The organism is Stenotrophomonas sp. RIT309 (assembly GCF_000632045.1).
Taxonomy (GTDB): Bacteria; Pseudomonadota; Gammaproteobacteria; order Xanthomonadales; family Xanthomonadaceae; genus Stenotrophomonas; species Stenotrophomonas indicatrix.
The window spans coordinates 1-15,934 of the sequence record NZ_JFYS01000033.1 but is presented as its reverse complement, the minus strand read 5'-3'; the positions used below and the strand labels follow the sequence as shown (position 1 = coordinate 15,934).

The 15,934-nt window shown below is 66.9% G+C and carries 13 protein-coding genes; 10 read left to right on the top strand and 3 right to left on the bottom strand.

Annotated elements, in window-relative coordinates:
* Positions 1-434 precede the first annotated feature (434 nt).
* Positions 435-2,096, bottom strand: coding sequence for a gamma-glutamyltransferase (gene ggt / locus BW38_RS05430; protein ID WP_081794592.1), 1,662 nt, complete (start codon positions 2,094-2,096; stop codon positions 435-437).
* 800 nt (positions 2,097-2,896) lie between these two features.
* On the opposite strand from ggt, the gene ilvC reads away from it, so the two are divergent.
* The 9 genes from ilvC to leuB all read left to right on the top strand — a co-directional run bounded on the left by ilvC (position 2,897) and on the right by leuB (position 12,548).
* On the top strand, positions 2,897-3,871 hold the full coding sequence (ilvC, locus tag BW38_RS05435; protein WP_032977276.1) for a ketol-acid reductoisomerase: 975 nt from the start codon (positions 2,897-2,899) through the stop codon (positions 3,869-3,871).
* Positions 3,872-3,908: 37 nt separating this feature from the next.
* Positions 3,909-5,645, top strand: coding sequence for an acetolactate synthase 2 catalytic subunit (gene ilvG, locus BW38_RS05440; RefSeq protein WP_032977274.1), 1,737 nt, complete (start codon positions 3,909-3,911; stop codon positions 5,643-5,645).
* Positions 5,629-5,880 (top strand): ACT domain-containing protein, encoded by a 252-nt coding sequence (locus tag BW38_RS05445; RefSeq protein WP_025874150.1) that lies wholly within the window; start codon positions 5,629-5,631, stop codon positions 5,878-5,880. Before ilvG ends, BW38_RS05445 begins: the two co-directional genes overlap by 17 nt.
* A 96-nt stretch (positions 5,881-5,976) precedes the next feature.
* Positions 5,977-7,068, top strand: a complete 1,092-nt coding sequence (locus BW38_RS05450; RefSeq protein WP_032977272.1) for a threonine dehydratase — start codon at positions 5,977-5,979, stop codon at positions 7,066-7,068.
* Entirely contained in the window at positions 7,065-8,651 is a 1,587-nt protein-coding gene (locus BW38_RS05455; RefSeq protein ID WP_025874148.1) for a 2-isopropylmalate synthase, read from the top strand. The genes BW38_RS05450 and BW38_RS05455 overlap by 4 nt, the downstream gene beginning before the upstream one ends.
* Before the next feature lie 10 nt (positions 8,652-8,661).
* The gene (locus BW38_RS05460; RefSeq protein WP_032977270.1) at positions 8,662-9,441 is read left to right on the top strand and encodes a class I SAM-dependent methyltransferase; all 780 of its coding nucleotides are present in this window, start codon (positions 8,662-8,664) and stop codon (positions 9,439-9,441) included.
* Between the two features lie 59 nt (positions 9,442-9,500).
* Entirely contained in the window at positions 9,501-10,919 is a 1,419-nt protein-coding gene (gene leuC, locus BW38_RS05465) for a 3-isopropylmalate dehydratase large subunit (protein ID WP_025874146.1), read from the top strand.
* Positions 10,919-11,497, top strand: a complete 579-nt coding sequence (gene leuD, locus BW38_RS05470; RefSeq protein ID WP_032977269.1) for a 3-isopropylmalate dehydratase small subunit — start codon at positions 10,919-10,921, stop codon at positions 11,495-11,497. Before leuC ends, leuD begins: the two co-directional genes overlap by 1 nt.
* Positions 11,487-12,548, top strand: a complete 1,062-nt coding sequence (gene leuB, locus BW38_RS05475; RefSeq protein ID WP_025874144.1) for a 3-isopropylmalate dehydrogenase — start codon at positions 11,487-11,489, stop codon at positions 12,546-12,548. Before leuD ends, leuB begins: the two co-directional genes overlap by 11 nt.
* Positions 12,549-12,610: 62 nt before the next feature.
* Here the strand turns inward: leuB and BW38_RS05480 are convergent, their stop codons facing one another.
* Both BW38_RS05480 and BW38_RS05485 read right to left on the bottom strand, forming a co-directional pair.
* Entirely contained in the window at positions 12,611-13,684 is a 1,074-nt protein-coding gene (locus BW38_RS05480; protein ID WP_032977267.1) for a hypothetical protein, read from the bottom strand.
* A gap of 100 nt (positions 13,685-13,784) precedes the next feature.
* The gene (locus tag BW38_RS05485) at positions 13,785-14,558 is read right to left on the bottom strand and encodes an SDR family oxidoreductase (protein ID WP_032977266.1); all 774 of its coding nucleotides are present in this window, start codon (positions 14,556-14,558) and stop codon (positions 13,785-13,787) included.
* Positions 14,559-14,674: 116 nt separating this feature from the next.
* Here BW38_RS05485 and BW38_RS05490 point away from each other — a divergent pair, with 116 nt between their 5' ends.
* Positions 14,675-15,583, top strand: a complete 909-nt coding sequence (locus BW38_RS05490; protein ID WP_032977264.1) for a LysR family transcriptional regulator — start codon at positions 14,675-14,677, stop codon at positions 15,581-15,583.
* Positions 15,584-15,934 lie beyond the last annotated feature (351 nt).

The following is a 15,934-nucleotide window of genomic DNA, read 5'->3' as shown; positions in this document are numbered from 1 at the left end:
CCGTAAACCCATCCCTGGGGGCTCGATGGCGCCATCCATGGCGCCAACGGTCCTGCCCACCCACACCGCCCCGCCCCCGACAATTTCCCGGTGACGGTTGGTGGATCCACGCCATGCGTGGATGAGGTGTATCGGAAAACAAGGTGGGGTCGGATCCGTTTTCCAGAGGAAAACGGATCCGACCCCAACCATCAGCACGCGGCTGTTGTTGTTGCTTTTGCTTTTGATCTTCTTCTTTCTCTTCCTGCGGCGGCGGCCACGGAAACTGTCCGTGGCCGGGTGGGTAGGTTGGCTGGGGGCGTGAGCGCCATGGATGGCGCGCCCGAGCCTACAAGGACGTACTTGCGGCGTCCCCCAGGCAACCTACCCACCCGGCCAACCACAGCATTGCTGCCAACACCGCAGAGGGGGCTCTGCCCGTTGGCCGGGAAACCTCAGTAACCCGCCGCCTGCCCATCCTTGCGGCTCTCCGACGCGCCGTAATACACGCCGGTTTCCGGATCACGCAGGATCGCCTGGTAACCGCCATACGGACCATCGGCGAACACCACCCGGTGCCCCTTGCGCATCAGCGCCCGCACCGTCTCGTACGGGAACCCGGTTTCCAGATTGACCTCGCCACCATCAGTCATCGCCGTCGCCTGCCCGGTCGGTTCGGTCGATCCCTCATGCTGGATGCGGGGGGCATCACCGGCCTCCTGCAGGTTCATGCCGAAGTCCACCAGGTTCATCACGATCTGTGCGTGCCCCTGCGGCTGCATCGCACCGCCCATCACGCCGAAACTTGCATAAGGCTTGCCGCCCTTGGTGATGAAGGCCGGAATGATGGTCTGGAAGGGACGCTTGCCCGGTGCGTAGCCGTTGGGATGGTTCTTCTGCAGCACGAACATCTCGCCGCGATCCTGCAGGATGAAGCCCAGCCCCGGCGGGGCCATGCCGCTGCCCATGCCGCGGTAGTTGGATTGAATCAGTGACACCATCATGCCGTCGGCATCGGCCACGGTCATGTAGATCGTGTCGCCCTCTTCCAGCTGCTTGGGCGTGCCCGGCTGCACTTCCTTCAGCGCCTTGTCCATCGAAATCAGCGTGCGACGCTGCGCTGCGTACTCCTTGGAAATCAGCTTCTGTACCGGCGCGGGCTGGAACGCCATGTCGGCGTAGAAGCGCGCACGGTCGGCGAAGGCCAGCTTCTTTGCTTCCACGAACAGATGCACGTGCTCGGGTGAGCCGAACGGAATCTTCGAGAAGTCGTAGCCTTCCAGTACGTTGAGGATCTGCAGCGCGGCGATGCCCTGGCTGTTGGGCGGCAGCTCCCACACGTCGTAGCCGCGGTAGTTGCTGCTGACCGGCTCGACCCACTCGCCATGATGGTCGGCCATGTCCTGGTAGCTCAGGTAGCCGCCGCTCTTCTTGAAGTAATCGCCGATGGTGTGGGCGATGTCGCCCTTGTAGAAGGCATCACGGCCGCCGTCGGCGATCTTCTGCAGGGTGTCGGCAAGGTTGGGGTTCTTCCACATCTCGCCCTTGCGCGGCGCGTGGCCATCGATCGTGAACTGTTCCTTGAAACCCGGATACTGCGACAGCTTCGGCACCGAGCGATCCCAGTAATAGGCAATCACTTCGGCAACGGGATGACCGTCGCGCGCGTAGCGGATGGCCGGGGCCAGGTTGTCGGCCATCGGCTTGCGGCCGAAGCGCTCGTGCAGCGCGAACCAGCCATCAACCGCGCCCGGCACCGATACCGGCAGCGGGCCGGTCGCGGGGATCTCCTTCAGGCCACGGCGCTGGAACTCGGCCAGGGTGAGTGACTTCGGCGAACGGCCCGAGCCGTTGTAGCCGTAGAGCTTCTGCGTCTTCGGGTCCCACACGATGGCGAACAGGTCGCCGCCGACGCCATTGCCAGTCGGCTCCATCAACCCCAGCGCTGCGTTGGCCGCAATGGCGGCATCGACGGCTGAGCCACCGGCCTTCATCACGTCCAGCGCGATCTGGGTAGCCAGCGGCTGCGAGGTGGCGGCCATCGCATGCGGGGCGATCACCTCCGAACGGGTGGCGAAGGTGTGGCCGGTAATGCGGTCGGCGGCCTGGGACAGCATGGGCACGGCAGCCAGCACGGCAGCTGCCAGCAGGGAACGGGCAAGACGTCGGGACACGGTCAGGTTCCGAGGGAAGGGGTGGTGACCGGATCTTCGCCGCTACCGCGACCGGGGGCCATCGGGCATAGGTCATGGGGCGCCTCATGGAGCCACGGGCGCCATTGCCACGAACGCATCGCAATGCGCGCGGAACCTCCCGCGGCACACCGGGCGCTGCACGACCCGGCGAGCGCAGCTGGTATCGCCGGAATCCGCGCAAAAAACCCGTTGAAAAGAGTGAATTCGGGTTCACCGAAACACTTTCAGCAGCAACCATCCTTGTGCCACAAGCGATTGCACTGCATGCAGCGGAAACTGACGGAAATAGTGCTGCTAGGGTTGACACAGCGGAAATGGCTGTGGTTTTCTCGATCACATGTTGCATCACAACACACCACCGCGAACCCACATCGAAGCCGCCAATACCGGCGCCGCCTCGCTGCGTTCGATTCTTGTGCTCGTACTTATTACCCAACCAACAGGTGCGGGACGAGCCAGCGTGTAAGCAACAAACACACCGGAACTCTTCAAAAACCCGCACCCGCCCAGGTGCGGGTTTTTTCATTTCAGGACCTGGTTTCAGACGCAACCACCATGACCACCGCCTCCTCCACAACCTGGACCTGCTGCACCACGAACTCTCGTGGTGGCAGTACCTGTGCGATGCGCGGCGCTGCCCTCCCCGCTTTTCCCTGACCGGCCGGTACGTCGCTTCGACTGCCGGCCGTCTTTTTTCTTCCCACCCGCAAGGAACCTCCCCCATGAGCACCAACGAACTGCCCCAGACCAAGATCGCCGTCATCGGCTACGGCAGCCAGGGCCGCGCGCACGCGCTGAACCTGCGTGAATCCGGCTTCGATGTGGTGGTAGGCCTGCGTCCGGGCGGCCCCACCGAGGTCAAGGCACAGGCCGATGGCTTCGCCGTGAAGGCACCGGCCGATGCGGTGAAGGATGCCGACCTGGTCGCGGTGCTGACCCCGGACATGGTGCAGAAGAAGCTGTACGAGGACGTGCTGGCGTCGAACATGAAGCAGGGCGCGGTGCTGCTGTTCGCGCATGGTCTGAACGTGCACTTCGACATGATCAAGCCGCGCGAAGACCTGGACGTCGTGCTGGTCGCACCGAAGGGCCCGGGTGCACTGGTCCGTCGCGAATATGAAATCGGCCGCGGTGTGCCATGCATCTGGGCGGTCTACCAGGACAAGAGCGGCAAGGCCGCCGAGTACGCGCTCGCCTATGCGGCCGGCCTGGGTGGTGCGCGCGCCAACCTGATCCAGACCACCTTCAAGGAAGAAACCGAAACCGATCTGTTCGGCGAGCAGGCGGTGCTGTGCGGCGGCGCTTCGGCACTGGTGCAGGCGGGCTTCGAGACGCTGGTCGAAGCCGGTTACCAGCCGGAAATCGCCTACTACGAAGTGCTGCACGAACTGAAGCTGATCGTCGACCTGTTCTACGAAGGCGGCATCTCGCGGATGCTGGAGTTCATCTCCGAGACCGCGCAGTACGGCGACTACGTCAGCGGCCCGCGGGTGATCGACGCCGGTACCAAGGCGCGCATGAAGGAAGTGCTGAAGGACATCCAGGACGGCACCTTCACCAAGAACTGGGTGGCCGAGTACGAAGCGGGCCTGCCGAACTACAACAAGTTCAAGCAGGCCGACCTGGAGCACCCGATCGAGAAGGTAGGCAAGGAACTGCGCGCCAAGATGGTCTGGTTGCAAGGTCAAGCCGCGTAACAACGCGGCACCCCCACCCGCTCTGCAAGGTTCCCCCATGAACTCTCCCACACACCGCAGCGCGCCGCCCAACGGCGCGCGCTGGCTGACCCAGGCGCTGGAGGCCGAGGGTGTCCGTACGCTGTTCGGCTATCCGGGCGGCACCATCATGCCGTTCTACGACGCGCTGGTGGATTCGTCGCTGAAGCACATCCTGGTGCGCCATGAGCAGGGCGCGGCACTGGCCGCCAACGGCTTTGCGCGCGCCAGTGGCCAGGTCGGCGTCTGCGTGGCGACCTCCGGGCCGGGCGCGTCGAACCTGGTCACCGGCATCGCCGATGCGATGCTCGATTCGGTGCCGATGGTCTGCATCACCGGCCAGGTGGCCACGCCGCTGCTGGGCACCGATGCGTTCCAGGAACTGGACGTGTTCGGCCTGACGATGCCGATCGTCAAGCACAGCTGGCTGGTGCGCAGCGTCGATGACCTGCCGCGCGTGGTGGCCGATGCTTTCCGCATCGCCCGCGAAGGCCGTCCCGGCCCGGTGCTGATCGATCTGCCCAAAGACGTGCAGCTGGCCGATGCCAGCCACCTGCCGGCGCATGTGCCGGCCAATGTGGAACCGCCGCCGGCCCCCGCCGACGCGGCCATCGCCGAGGCCATCGCGGCTCTGGCGGCAGCCGAGAAGCCGGTGGTCTACGCCGGTGGTGGCATCGCCTTGGGCGATGCCGTGCAGGACCTGCGCGAATTCGTCGAAGCCAGCGCCATCCCCACCGTGATGACCCTGCGTGGGCTGGGCGCGCTGCCTCCCCAGCACCCGCAGTCGCTGGGCATGCTGGGCATGCACGGCACCCGCGCGGCGAACATGGCCGTGCAGGAAAGCGATCTGCTGCTGGTGCTGGGTGCGCGCTTCGATGATCGGGCGACCGGCAAGCTGGCCGAGTTCGCACCGTTTGCCCGCGTGGTGCACATCGATGCCGATGCGTACGAGATCTCCAAGCTGCGCAGCGCCGATGTCGCCGTGCCCGGCAACGTCGGCCACGCCATCCGCGCCCTGCGTGCGGCCTTCCCCTCCCCCAAGGCCCACCAGGACGCATGGCGCAAGCGCTGCGCCCAGCATCGCGATCGCTTCGCCGCGCGCTACGACGCACCTGGCCAGCACATCTACGCCCCGGCGCTGCTGAAGCGCCTGAGCGAACTGGCGCCGGCCGATACGGTGGTTGCCTGCGACGTCGGCCAGCACCAGATGTGGGTTGCGCAGCACTGCCGCTTCACTCATCCGCGCAACCACCTGACCAGCGGCGCACTGGGCACGATGGGCTTCGGCCTGCCGGCGGCGATGGGTGCGCAGTTCGCCTGCCCCGAGCGCACGGTGGTGCTGGTCTCCGGCGATGGCAGCTTCATGATGAACGTGCAGGAGCTGGCGACCATCGCCCGCTGCCGCCTGCCGGTGAAGATCATCCTGCTGGACAACAATTCGCTGGGCATGGTGCGGCAGTGGCAGGAACTGTTCTTTGCCGAGCGTTACAGCGAGATCGACCTGTCCGACAACCCGGACTTCGTCGCCCTGGCCAAGGTGTTCGGCATCGCGGCCACGCGCATCGACGCACGTGATGACGTCGAAGGTGGCCTGGCCGCGCTGCTGGCCGAACCCGGCCCGGCCCTGCTGCACGTGGCCATCGATGCACGCGCGAACGTGTGGCCGCTGGTACCGCCCAATACCGCCAACAGCACCATGCTGGAAAGCAACCCTGCACATGCACGCCAGGAGATCCCCAATGCAATACCGGCTTGACCTGGTGCTGCAACCGGCCGAGGGCGCGCTGCTGCGCGTGATCGGCATGGCCGAACGCCGCGGTTTCGCGCCGCGCGCGATCACCGGTGCGCCGGTGGCCGCCGATGATGGTCGTTGGCACCTGCAACTGGTGGTGGACAGCCAGCGCCCGCCGGAAACGCTGTGCCGGCAGATGGAAAAGATCTACGACTGCGTTTCGGTGCAGATGACCGCACTGGAAGGAGCATCCGCATGAACGCCCGTACCGTATGCAACACGGTGCCGGTACGGAGGCGTCTTCTTCGCCGCCCGTGCCCGCATGCGGTGGTCGGCAACACCCTGCTGGTGGCCCATGCCGGCCGCTGACGCCAGCAAGGAAAGCGATGTCGGCGACGTAACCGTTGCCGACGTACTGGCTGCGCAGGCCCGCCTGCGCCGCTTCCTGCCGCCCACGCCGCTGCATCATGCCGAGCGCTTCGGCACCTGGCTGAAGCTGGAAAACCTGCAGCGCACCGGCTCGTACAAGGTGCGCGGCGCACTCAATGCCCTGCTGGCCGCCCGCGAACGTGGCGATACCCGGCCGGTGATCTGCGCCTCGGCCGGCAACCACGCCCAAGGCGTGGCCTGGGCCGCCTATCGCCTGGATGTGCCGGCCATCACCGTGATGCCGCATGGCGCACCGGCCACCAAGATCGCTGGCGTCGCCCATTGGGGTGCAACGGTGCGCCAGCACGGCAACAGCTATGACGAGGCCTATGCGTTCGCCGTCGAACTGGCGCAGCGCCACGGCTACCGCTTCCTGTCCGCCTTCGACGATGCCGATGTCATCGCCGGCCAGGGCACCGTCGGCATCGAGCTGGCCGCACACGCGCCGGACGTGGTGATCGTACCGATCGGCGGTGGCGGCCTGGCATCCGGCGTCGCCCTGGCGCTGAAATCGCAGGGCGTGCGCATCGTCGGCGCGCAGGTCGAGGGGGTCGATTCGATGGCCCGCGCGATCCGCGGCGACGTGCGCGAGATCAATCCCGTGGCGTCGCTGGCCGATGGGGTGCGGGTGAAGATCCCCGGTTTCCTGACCCGTCGCCTGTGTACCTCGCTGCTGGACGACGTGGTGATCGTGCGCGAAGCCGAGCTGCGCGAGACCCTGGTGCGGCTGGCACTGGAAGAACACATCATCGCCGAAGGCGCCGGTGCGCTGGCACTGGCCGCCGGCCGTCGCGTCGCCGGGCGCCGCAAGTGCGCGGTGGTCTCCGGCGGCAACATCGACGCCGGCGTGCTCGCCGGCCTGCTCACCGACATCCGCCCACGCCCGCCACGCAAGCCGCGCCGGCGCCGGGCAGAAACCCCGCGCTCGCCCGGCAAGGCGATCGCCACCGCTTTTCCCACGCCTTCCCCTTCCCCCCTGCAAGCCGTCGCACCCGCTGTCGAGGAGAGTTCCCTGTGACCACCATCGAACGAATTACCACCCCGCGCATCCGCATCTTCGACACCACCCTGCGTGACGGCGAGCAGTCCCCCGGCTGCAGCATGAGCCCGCCGCAGAAGCTGGTGATGGCGCGTGCGCTGGACGAACTGGGCGTGGACATCATCGAGACCGGCTTCCCGGCCAGCTCGCAGTCCGACCGCGAAGCGATGGCCCTGATCGGCCGCGAACTGCGCCGCCCGAGCCTGAGCCTGGCGGTGCTGTCGCGCTGCCTGCAGGCCGACATCGAAACCTCGGCGCGTGCGCTGGAAGCCGCTGCCAACCCGCGCCTGCATGTATTCCTGTCGACCAGCCCGCTGCACCGTGAGCACAAGCTGCGGATGACCCGCGAGCAGGTACTGGAATCGGTACGCAGGCACGTAGCGCTGGCCCGCTCCTACATCGATGACGTGGAGTTCTCCGCCGAGGATGCCACCCGCACCGAACTGGACTACCTGATCGAGGTCTCGCGCGTGGCGATCGCTGCCGGCGCCACCACCATCAACCTGCCCGACACCGTCGGCTTCACCACGCCGGAAGAGATCCGCACGATGTTCCAGCAGGTCATCGCTGGCGTCGCCGATGTGCCGAACGCAGCCAACGTGATCTTCAGCGCCCACTGCCACAACGATCTGGGCCTGGCCGTGGCCAACTCGCTGGCCGCCATCGAAGGCGGCGCGCGCCAGGTCGAATGCACCGTCAACGGCATCGGTGAGCGCGCCGGCAACTGCTCGCTGGAGGAGATCGCGATGGTGCTGAAGGTGCGCCAGGCTTTCTACGAGCAGGACACCGCCATCGACACCCCGCGCATCGTCGGCACCTCGCAGCTGCTGCAGCGCCTGGTCGGCATGCCGGTACAGCGCAACAAGGCCATCGTGGGTGCCAATGCCTTCGCCCATGAGTCGGGCATCCATCAGCACGGCATGCTGCGCCACCGCGGAACCTACGAAATCATGCGTCCGGAAGACGTGGGCTGGGAAGATTCGCAGATGGTGCTGGGCCGCCACAGTGGCCGCGCTGCCGTCGAAGCACGCCTGCGCGCACTGGGCTTCTGGCTGGAAGAAGACGAGCTGAAGCTGGTGTTCGAGCAGTTCAAGGGACTGTGCGAGCAGCAGCGTGTTGTCACCGATGCCGACCTGCAGACGCTGATGCAGGGCGGCTCCAATGCCCAGGGCTACCGTCTGGCTTCGATGACCATCAGCGATGTCGGCAGCCGCGCCAACGCGCTGGTCGAACTGTCCGACCCGGACGGCAACCGCGTGGCCGAGACCGCGCAGGGCGACGGCCCCGTCGATGCGCTGTTCGGCGCGTTGTCGGCCGCCACCGGCGTGCAGCTGATGCTGGACAGCTACCACGTGCACAGCGTCGGCATCGGCGCCGACGCGCGTGGCGAGGCCAACCTGAGCGTGCGCCACGAGGGCGTGGAGTACGACGGCACCGGTACCAGCAAGGACATCATCGAAGCGTCCGCGCTGGCCTGGCTGGACGTGGCCAACCGTCTGCTGCGCCAGCGCCAGGCCAACGCCGGCATCAGTACTGAATCACCTGCCACCGCCACTGCCTGAGGAATGTGAGATGAGCGCCTTCGACACCGCAACCACCACCAGCAGCGCTGGCCAGCAGTGGAATGCCCAGGACTATGCGATCGATGCCGGCTTCGTGCCGACCCTCGGTGGCGCCGTTGCGCGCCTGCTCGATGCGCGTGCCGGTGAGCGCATTCTCGACCTGGGTTGTGGCGATGGCGTGCTCACCACCGAACTGGCCCTCAGCGGCGCACATATGCAGGGCGTCGATGCCTCGCCGGAAATGGTGATCGCCGCGCGTGCGCGGGGCGTCGATGCGCAGGTGATGGACGGCCACGCCCTGGCCTTCGACGGTGCGTTCGATGCGGTGTTCAGCAACGCCGCCCTGCATTGGATGCCCGACCCGGATCGCGTGCTGGAGGGCGTGCGCCGCGCCCTGCGCCCCGGCGGGCGCTTGGTCGCCGAGTTCGGCGGCCATGGCAACGTGGCCACGATCACTGCCGCCGTGCAGGCCGCGCGCGTCGCCCATGGCCATGGTGCCAGCGCATTCCAGTGGTACTTCCCCACCGCCGATGCCTACGCAGACCGCCTGCGCCAGCATGGCTTCCAGGTGCAGCTGATCGAATGCCTGCCGCGACCGACCGCGCTGCCGACCGGCGTTGCCGGCTGGCTGCGGGTATTCGCCGCTCCACTTCTGGACGACCTGCCGGCCGAGGCGCGCGCCACGGTGCGCGATGCCGCCACTGCCCTGCTGGCCGACCTGCCGCGCAATGCCGCCGGCCAGCCGCTGGCCGACTACGTGCGCCTGCGCGTGCTCGCGCGGCGCCGCTGACCTGCTCCTGTTACTTTCTCTTCGATGCCCGTTACTCCGTACTCCTGCCAGGCAAACGCATGACTTCCGCACCCCGCACCCTGTACGACAAACTGTGGGACGCCCACGTGGTGGTTCCAGAAACCGACAGCGCGCCCGCCGTGCTGTATATCGACCTGCACCTGATCCATGAAGTGACCTCGCCGCAGGCCTTCACCGAGCTGCGCGAGCGTGGCCTGAAGCCGCGCCGTCCGGATCGGACCAAGGCCACGATGGACCATTCAACGCCGACCCTGCCGGCCGCTGCCGACGGTACGCTGCCCTACGCCAGTGCCGCCTCCGAAGCACAGGTCGCGATGCTGGCGCGCAACTGCGCCGAGCACGGCATCGAACTGTTCGACATGGCCTCGGACAACCGCGGCATCGTCCACGTGATCGCACCGGAACAGGGCTTCACCCAGCCGGGCATGACCATCGTCTGCGGCGACAGCCACACCTCCACCCACGGCGCATTCGGGTCGCTGGCCTTCGGCATCGGCACCAGCGAAGTCGGCCATGTGCTGGCCACGCAGTGCCTGCTGCAGCGCAAGGCGAAGACGCTGGCGATCACCGTCGATGGCAAGGTCGCGCCGGGTATCGGCGCCAAGGACGTGGTCCTGCACATCATCGGCGTGATCGGCGTCAATGGTGGCACCGGTCACGTGATCGAGTTCCGCGGCAGCACCATCGAAGCGATGGACATGGAACAGCGCATGACCCTGTGCAACATGTCGATCGAAGCCGGTGCACGCGCCGGCATGGTCGCGCCCGACCAGGTGACATTCGACTTCGTCGCCAATACGCCGCGTGGCCCCAAGGGCGCCGACTTCGACGCTGCCGTTGCCCGCTGGACGCAGCTGCGCAGCGATGAAGGCGCGCGCTTCGACAGCGAGGTGCACATCGATGCCGCCGATATCCGCCCGACCCTGACCTGGGGCACCCACCCCGGCACCGCCATCGCGGTGGATGCGCCGATCCCGGCGGCCAACGATGCCGCCGCGCAGAAGGGCCTGGATTACATGCACTTCCAGGCGGGACAGACGCTGGCCGGCACGCCCGTGGACGTGGTGTTCGTCGGCTCCTGCACCAATGGCCGGCTGAGCGACATGCGCGAAGTGGCACAGGTGCTGCGTGGCCGTCGCATCGCCGAGCGCGTGCGCATGCTGGTGGTGCCTGGTTCTGAAATCGTCAAGCGCCAGGCCGAGGCCGAAGGCATCCATGAGATCGTGCGCGCGGCCGGCGCCGAATGGCGCGAGCCGGGCTGTTCGATGTGCATCGCCATGAATGGTGACCTGGTCGCCCCCGGCCAGCTGGCGGTCAGCACCAGCAACCGCAACTTCGAAGGCCGCCAGGGCCCGGGCTCGCGCACGCTGCTGGCCTCGCCGATGAGTGCTGCCTGGGCCGCGGTGCAGGGCCACGTCGCCGATGCCCGTGAGCTGTTCGCCCAGGAGGTGGCCTGATGAGCGGCTTCCGCACCCTGAGCTCGGCCAGCGTGGTGCTGCGCCAGACCAACATCGACACCGACCAGATCATTCCGGCGCGGTTCCTGTCCACCACCGAACGTGCTGGCCTGGGCCGCAATGCGTTCAACGATTGGCGCTGGCAGGCCGATGGCTCGCCCGTGGCGGACTTCGCCTTCAACCAACCGCACAATGCCGGCCGCAGCATCCTGCTGGCCGGGCGCAACTTCGGCTGCGGCTCATCGCGCGAACATGCGCCGTGGGCACTGACCGATCTCGGCCTGCGTGCCATCGTCAGCAGCGAGATCGCCGACATCTTCCGCGGCAATTCGCTGAAGAACGGCCTGCTGCCGATCGTACTGGACGAGGCCGACGTGCAGCTGCTGATGCAGCGCCCTGACGATGAGCTGACCATCGACGTTGCGGCGCGCGAGCTGCGCACGCCCGATGGCCGCGTCTACTCCTTCCCGTTGGACGGCTTCTCGCAGACCTGCCTGCTGGAAGGCGTCGATCAACTGGGCTATCTGTTGGGCCGTGTCCCTGAAATCGAACGTTACGAGAGTGAGCATGCACGCTGAAATTGTTGTCCTGCCCGGTGATGGCATCGGCCCGGAAGTGGCCGCCGCCGCGGTCGCCGTTCTGAACGCCGTCGCCAAGCGCTTCAACCACACCTTCACCTTCAGCGAGCACGACATCGGTGGCATCGCCATCGACCGCCACGGCGAACCGCTGCCGGCGTCGACCCTGGCCGCCTGCCAGGCCGCCAATGCTGTGCTGCTGGGCGCCGTGGGCGGGCCGAAGTGGTCCGACCCGAACGCCAAGGTCCGCCCGGAACAGGGCCTGCTGGCGATCCGCAAGGCGCTGGGCCTGTATGCCAACCTGCGTCCGGTGCGCACCCATGAAGCCGCACTCCACGCCTCGCCGATCAAGGCCGAGCTGCTGCAGGGCGTGGACTTCGTCGTGGTGCGCGAACTGACCGGCGGCATCTACTTCGGCGACAAGACCCGCGATGCCGACAGCGCCAGCGATCTGTGCCGCTACACCGTGGCCGAGATCGAGCGTGTGCTGCGCAGTGCCTTCCGGCTGGCGCAGCAGCGTCGCGGCAAGGTCACTTCGGTGGACAAGGCCAACGTGCTGGAAACCTCACGCCTGTGGCGTGACGTGGCCGCGCGCATCGGCCGCGAGGAATTCCCGGACGTGGCGCTGGAACACCAGCTGGTCGATTCCATGGCGATGCATCTGCTGGCCAAGCCACGCGAGTACGACGTGATCGTGACCGAGAACATGTTCGGCGACATCCTCACCGATGAGGCCTCGATGCTGGCCGGTTCGCTGGGCCTGCTGCCATCGGCATCGCTGGGCGAGCCGGGTGCGGTGGGTATCTACGAGCCGATCCACGGCTCGGCACCGGACATCGCCGGCAAGGGCATCGCCAACCCGTACGCAACGATCTTCAGCGCGGCAATGCTGCTGCGCCATTCGCTGGGGCTGGAAGACGAAGCAGCAGCGGTGGAAGCGGCGGTGCACGCGGTGCTGGACGATGGCGTGTTCACCGCAGACCTGGCCGCCAAGGGCCACGCGGTGAGCACGGCGACGGCCACCGACGCGGTGCTGGCCAAACTGGGATGAGTGATCGGGGTACCGGACGGCGTCCGGTGCCCGTTCTCTCTGCGCATCCCGCACTGACTCACTCAGTGCGGGATGTTCGCGCTCTGCGGATCGCTCGCAGCCGCGCGCATCTGCGAGCTGCTGCATCCGGTCAGGACAGTGCCGTCGTCAGCTCTGGCCACCACGCGTTCATGGATTCGGATGCTGCCTGAAGGCAAGCCGCTGCGCGATGCTTCGCGTTGCCAGACCTGCACGCCGGCCTGCTGGTGAGCAGTTGTCAGACCGGCATCGAGCAACACGCTTGCCACGTTGATTCTGCCAAGGTCTGCAGCGAACAGGCCGGCCGGTGCGGCCAGCACCTTGTCGGTGGCGATGCCCTGGATCTGCAGCGGCGTCTGCAGTTCGATCTGGAAGACGGGAAGCACCGTGCCGTTGATCGCATGCGTGGGTGCCGACACTGCGTGCACCTCTGCCGGCCATTCGCCCTGCGGCTGTTCCATCACCTGCTGCAGCAAGCGCCCGACGCGGCGCAGGGCCGCATCGTCGGCACGGCACACGATGGCCGCTGTGAGGTCATTGGCATCTGCACGCTGCTGCCGATCCAGTGGCAACGTTCCCTGCGTGCTGGCAGCTGCGGCAGTACATCCCAACCGATAGCCGTCGCCATCGCTGCTCACCATGATCGACGGGGCCGACGTGTTGCCATCAACCGATCGTGCGGACCACACCCGGAAAGGTTCACGCAGCGTGCTCGACTGCAGCTGCAGGCCATGGCGGGCAACGATACGATCACGCGCTGCAGCATCGATGGCAATGGACAACCCCTGCGCGTCTGCGAATACGCGCTGGGTCCGGACGCCCTGCGCGGTCAACGGCACCGGCATATCGATGACCGTCACCGAAGCAGCGTCGGCGTCTCCGGCCTGCTCGAAATGCCAGTCACGCAGATGCAACGGGCGACCGGCCGGATCGCCGTAACGTGCCGCCCGCAGGGTGCTGGCGACGGTCTGCCGGGTATCTGCACTGGCACGGCATTCGAGCACGGCAAGCAGGTTCTGCTGGAAGCGCAGGGCTTCCGTCTGCGCCGGCTTTGCATCGGCATGACCGCAGCAGGCAACCAGCATCAGCACGCAAGCGCGGATCGTGCGAGGGAACATGCAGGCTCTCCGGCCCCGGGACAGCCCGCTATTGTGCCCGTGAACGCCCTGAAGCTGTCCACTTGGGGATCTACTGCGCGAACCCAAGTCTCGCGTGCCTCTACTTGGTGGTGTAACCGCCATTGACGAGGATGGTCTGCCCGGTCATCCACCAACCGTCGGTCACCAGGAAACGGATCCACGGCACGATGTCGGCGATACCGGTCAGGCCGGTGCGGGTGAACGCCGACAGCGCCGCGGCGGTCTTGTGGTAGGCCTGCGCATCGGCACTCTCGGCCGGATAGAAGAACGGCGTATCCATCGGCCCGGGGCCGATCGCGGTCACCGAGATCCCACGCTCGCCAAACTCCTTCGATGCCGCGCGGGTGAAGTGTTCCACCGGCGCCTTGGTGCCCGCGTAGCTGGAATAGAACGGCGTGAACGCGCCCAGCAGCGACGTGACCAGCGTGCAGATGCGGCCGCCGTCGTTGACATGGCGTCCTGCCTCCTTGAGGAAGAAGAAGGCCGTCTTCGCATTGACCGCGCTCATCTGGTCGTACTCCGCTTCGCTGATGTCCAGCATCGGCTTCTTCAGCACTTTGCCGACGGTGTTGATGGCGATGTCGGGGCGACCGACGGCGGCGACCGCGTCGGCGAACAGACGCTCCATCGCAGCGGCCGAGGTCAGATCGGCCTGCAACGCCACGGCCTTGGCACCTGCGGCCTGCACCGCCGCAACGGTCGCCTCCGCGTCGGCCTGGGTGGCGGCGCTGTTGTAGTGGATGACGATGGCCTTGGCGCCCTGTTCGGCGAAGTCGCGGGCAATCAGCCCGCCGAGGTTCTTGGCACCGCCGGCGATCAGCACGGTCTTGCCCTGGATACGGTGGTCGGTCATGGCATCGGTCTCGGGAAGAGGCTGCCGGGCTGGCAACCCTGTGCCAACGACGATATCGTGCAGAAATTGAGGATAAAGACCGCAACATTGACTTAACTTTCCAGATCGGGCGAACAATGGACCGGATCGAGCGTTTCCGCATCTTTGCCCGCGTGGTGGAGTGCACCAGCTTCACCCGCGCCGCCGACCAGCTCGGCCTGCCCCGCTCCACCGTCTCAGCGGCTGTGGCGGAACTCGAGCAGCGCTTGGGCACGCGCCTGCTGCAGCGCTCCACCCGCAGGGTCTCCACCACCCACGATGGCGACACCTTCTACGTGCGCTGCCTGCGCCTGATCGCCGAGGTGGAAGACGCCGAGTCGCTGTTCCGCCAGGACGACGCACAGCCGAGTGGCCTGTTGAAGATCGATGTACCCAGCCGGATCGGCCGCCGCATCATCGCCCCGGCGCTGCCGGACTTCTTCGCACGGCACCCCCAGGTCGAGCTGGACCTGGGCATGACCGATCGCGCGGTGAATCTGATCGAGGACGGCTGCGATGCGGTGCTGAGGGTGGGCCAGCTGGGTGACTCCAGCCTGGTGGCCCGCACGCTGGGCCAGCTGGACTTCGTCAACGTTGCCGCGCCGGCGTACCTGCACGCGCACGGCGTACCGCAGCACCCCACCGACCTGCAGCAGCACCGCGCGGTGAACTATGCGTCGCCGACCACGGCGCGGGTGGAGCCGTGGGAATGGCAGGACGGCGCGCAGCTGCGCACGCTGCCGATGCCCGGCTGGGTGCGGGTGAACAGCGCCGAGGCGTCGATTGCCTGCTGCGTCGCAGGGCTGGGACTGCTGCAGATTCCGCGTTACGACGTACAGGCCGAACTGCAAACCGGTGTGCTGGTGGAAGTGATGCCCCAGTACGCGGCGCAGCCGCTGCCGGTGACCCTGTTGCTGCCGCACCGGCAGCATCGCGCGCAACGTGTGCAGGTGTTCCTGGATTGGCTGGTGCCGCTGCTGCGTGAGCGGCTGCAGTTGCAGGGGTGATCGGCCGGGCGGCTGCCCGGCGCCCGCCGAGGCAACTGCAAAAGCAACTGCAAAAGCCAGAGCGGCTCTGGGTTGTTGCTTGGTTGGCGGGGAGGGGGGCAGCTGGCGGGACACGCCGCAAGTACGTCCCTGTAGGCTCGGCCACGGCATCCATGCCGTGGACGGTCCCGCCAGCTGCCCCCTCCCCGCCTCCGACAATTTCCCGATGACGGTTGGTGGATCCACGCCGTGCGTGGATGAGGTGTATCGGAAAGCACGAAGGGGTCGGCACGCGGCTGTTGCTGTTGCTTTTCGCTCTTCTTCTTTCTCTTCCTGCGGTGCAGGCCACAGGAAACTGTCAAGGGCCGGGTG

Excerpts from the sequence above, each read along its gene's own strand:
- ggt (WP_081794592.1), bottom strand. The coding sequence starts at position 2,096 with ATGCTGTCCCAGGCCGCCGACCGCATTACCGGCCACACCTTCGCCACC.
- ilvC (WP_032977276.1), top strand. The coding sequence starts at position 2,897 with ATGAGCACCAACGAACTGCCCCAGACCAAGATCGCCGTCATCGGCTAC.
- ilvG (WP_032977274.1), top strand. The coding sequence starts at position 3,909 with ATGAACTCTCCCACACACCGCAGCGCGCCGCCCAACGGCGCGCGCTGG.
- BW38_RS05445 (WP_025874150.1), top strand. The coding sequence starts at position 5,629 with ATGCAATACCGGCTTGACCTGGTGCTGCAACCGGCCGAGGGCGCGCTG.
- BW38_RS05450 (WP_032977272.1), top strand. The coding sequence starts at position 5,977 with ATGCCGGCCGCTGACGCCAGCAAGGAAAGCGATGTCGGCGACGTAACC.
- BW38_RS05460 (WP_032977270.1), top strand. The coding sequence starts at position 8,662 with ATGAGCGCCTTCGACACCGCAACCACCACCAGCAGCGCTGGCCAGCAG.
- leuC (WP_025874146.1), top strand. The coding sequence starts at position 9,501 with ATGACTTCCGCACCCCGCACCCTGTACGACAAACTGTGGGACGCCCAC.
- leuD (WP_032977269.1), top strand. The coding sequence starts at position 10,919 with ATGAGCGGCTTCCGCACCCTGAGCTCGGCCAGCGTGGTGCTGCGCCAG.
- leuB (WP_025874144.1), top strand. The coding sequence starts at position 11,487 with ATGCACGCTGAAATTGTTGTCCTGCCCGGTGATGGCATCGGCCCGGAA.
- BW38_RS05480 (WP_032977267.1), bottom strand. The coding sequence starts at position 13,684 with ATGTTCCCTCGCACGATCCGCGCTTGCGTGCTGATGCTGGTTGCCTGC.
- BW38_RS05485 (WP_032977266.1), bottom strand. The coding sequence starts at position 14,558 with ATGACCGACCACCGTATCCAGGGCAAGACCGTGCTGATCGCCGGCGGT.
- BW38_RS05490 (WP_032977264.1), top strand. The coding sequence starts at position 14,675 with ATGGACCGGATCGAGCGTTTCCGCATCTTTGCCCGCGTGGTGGAGTGC.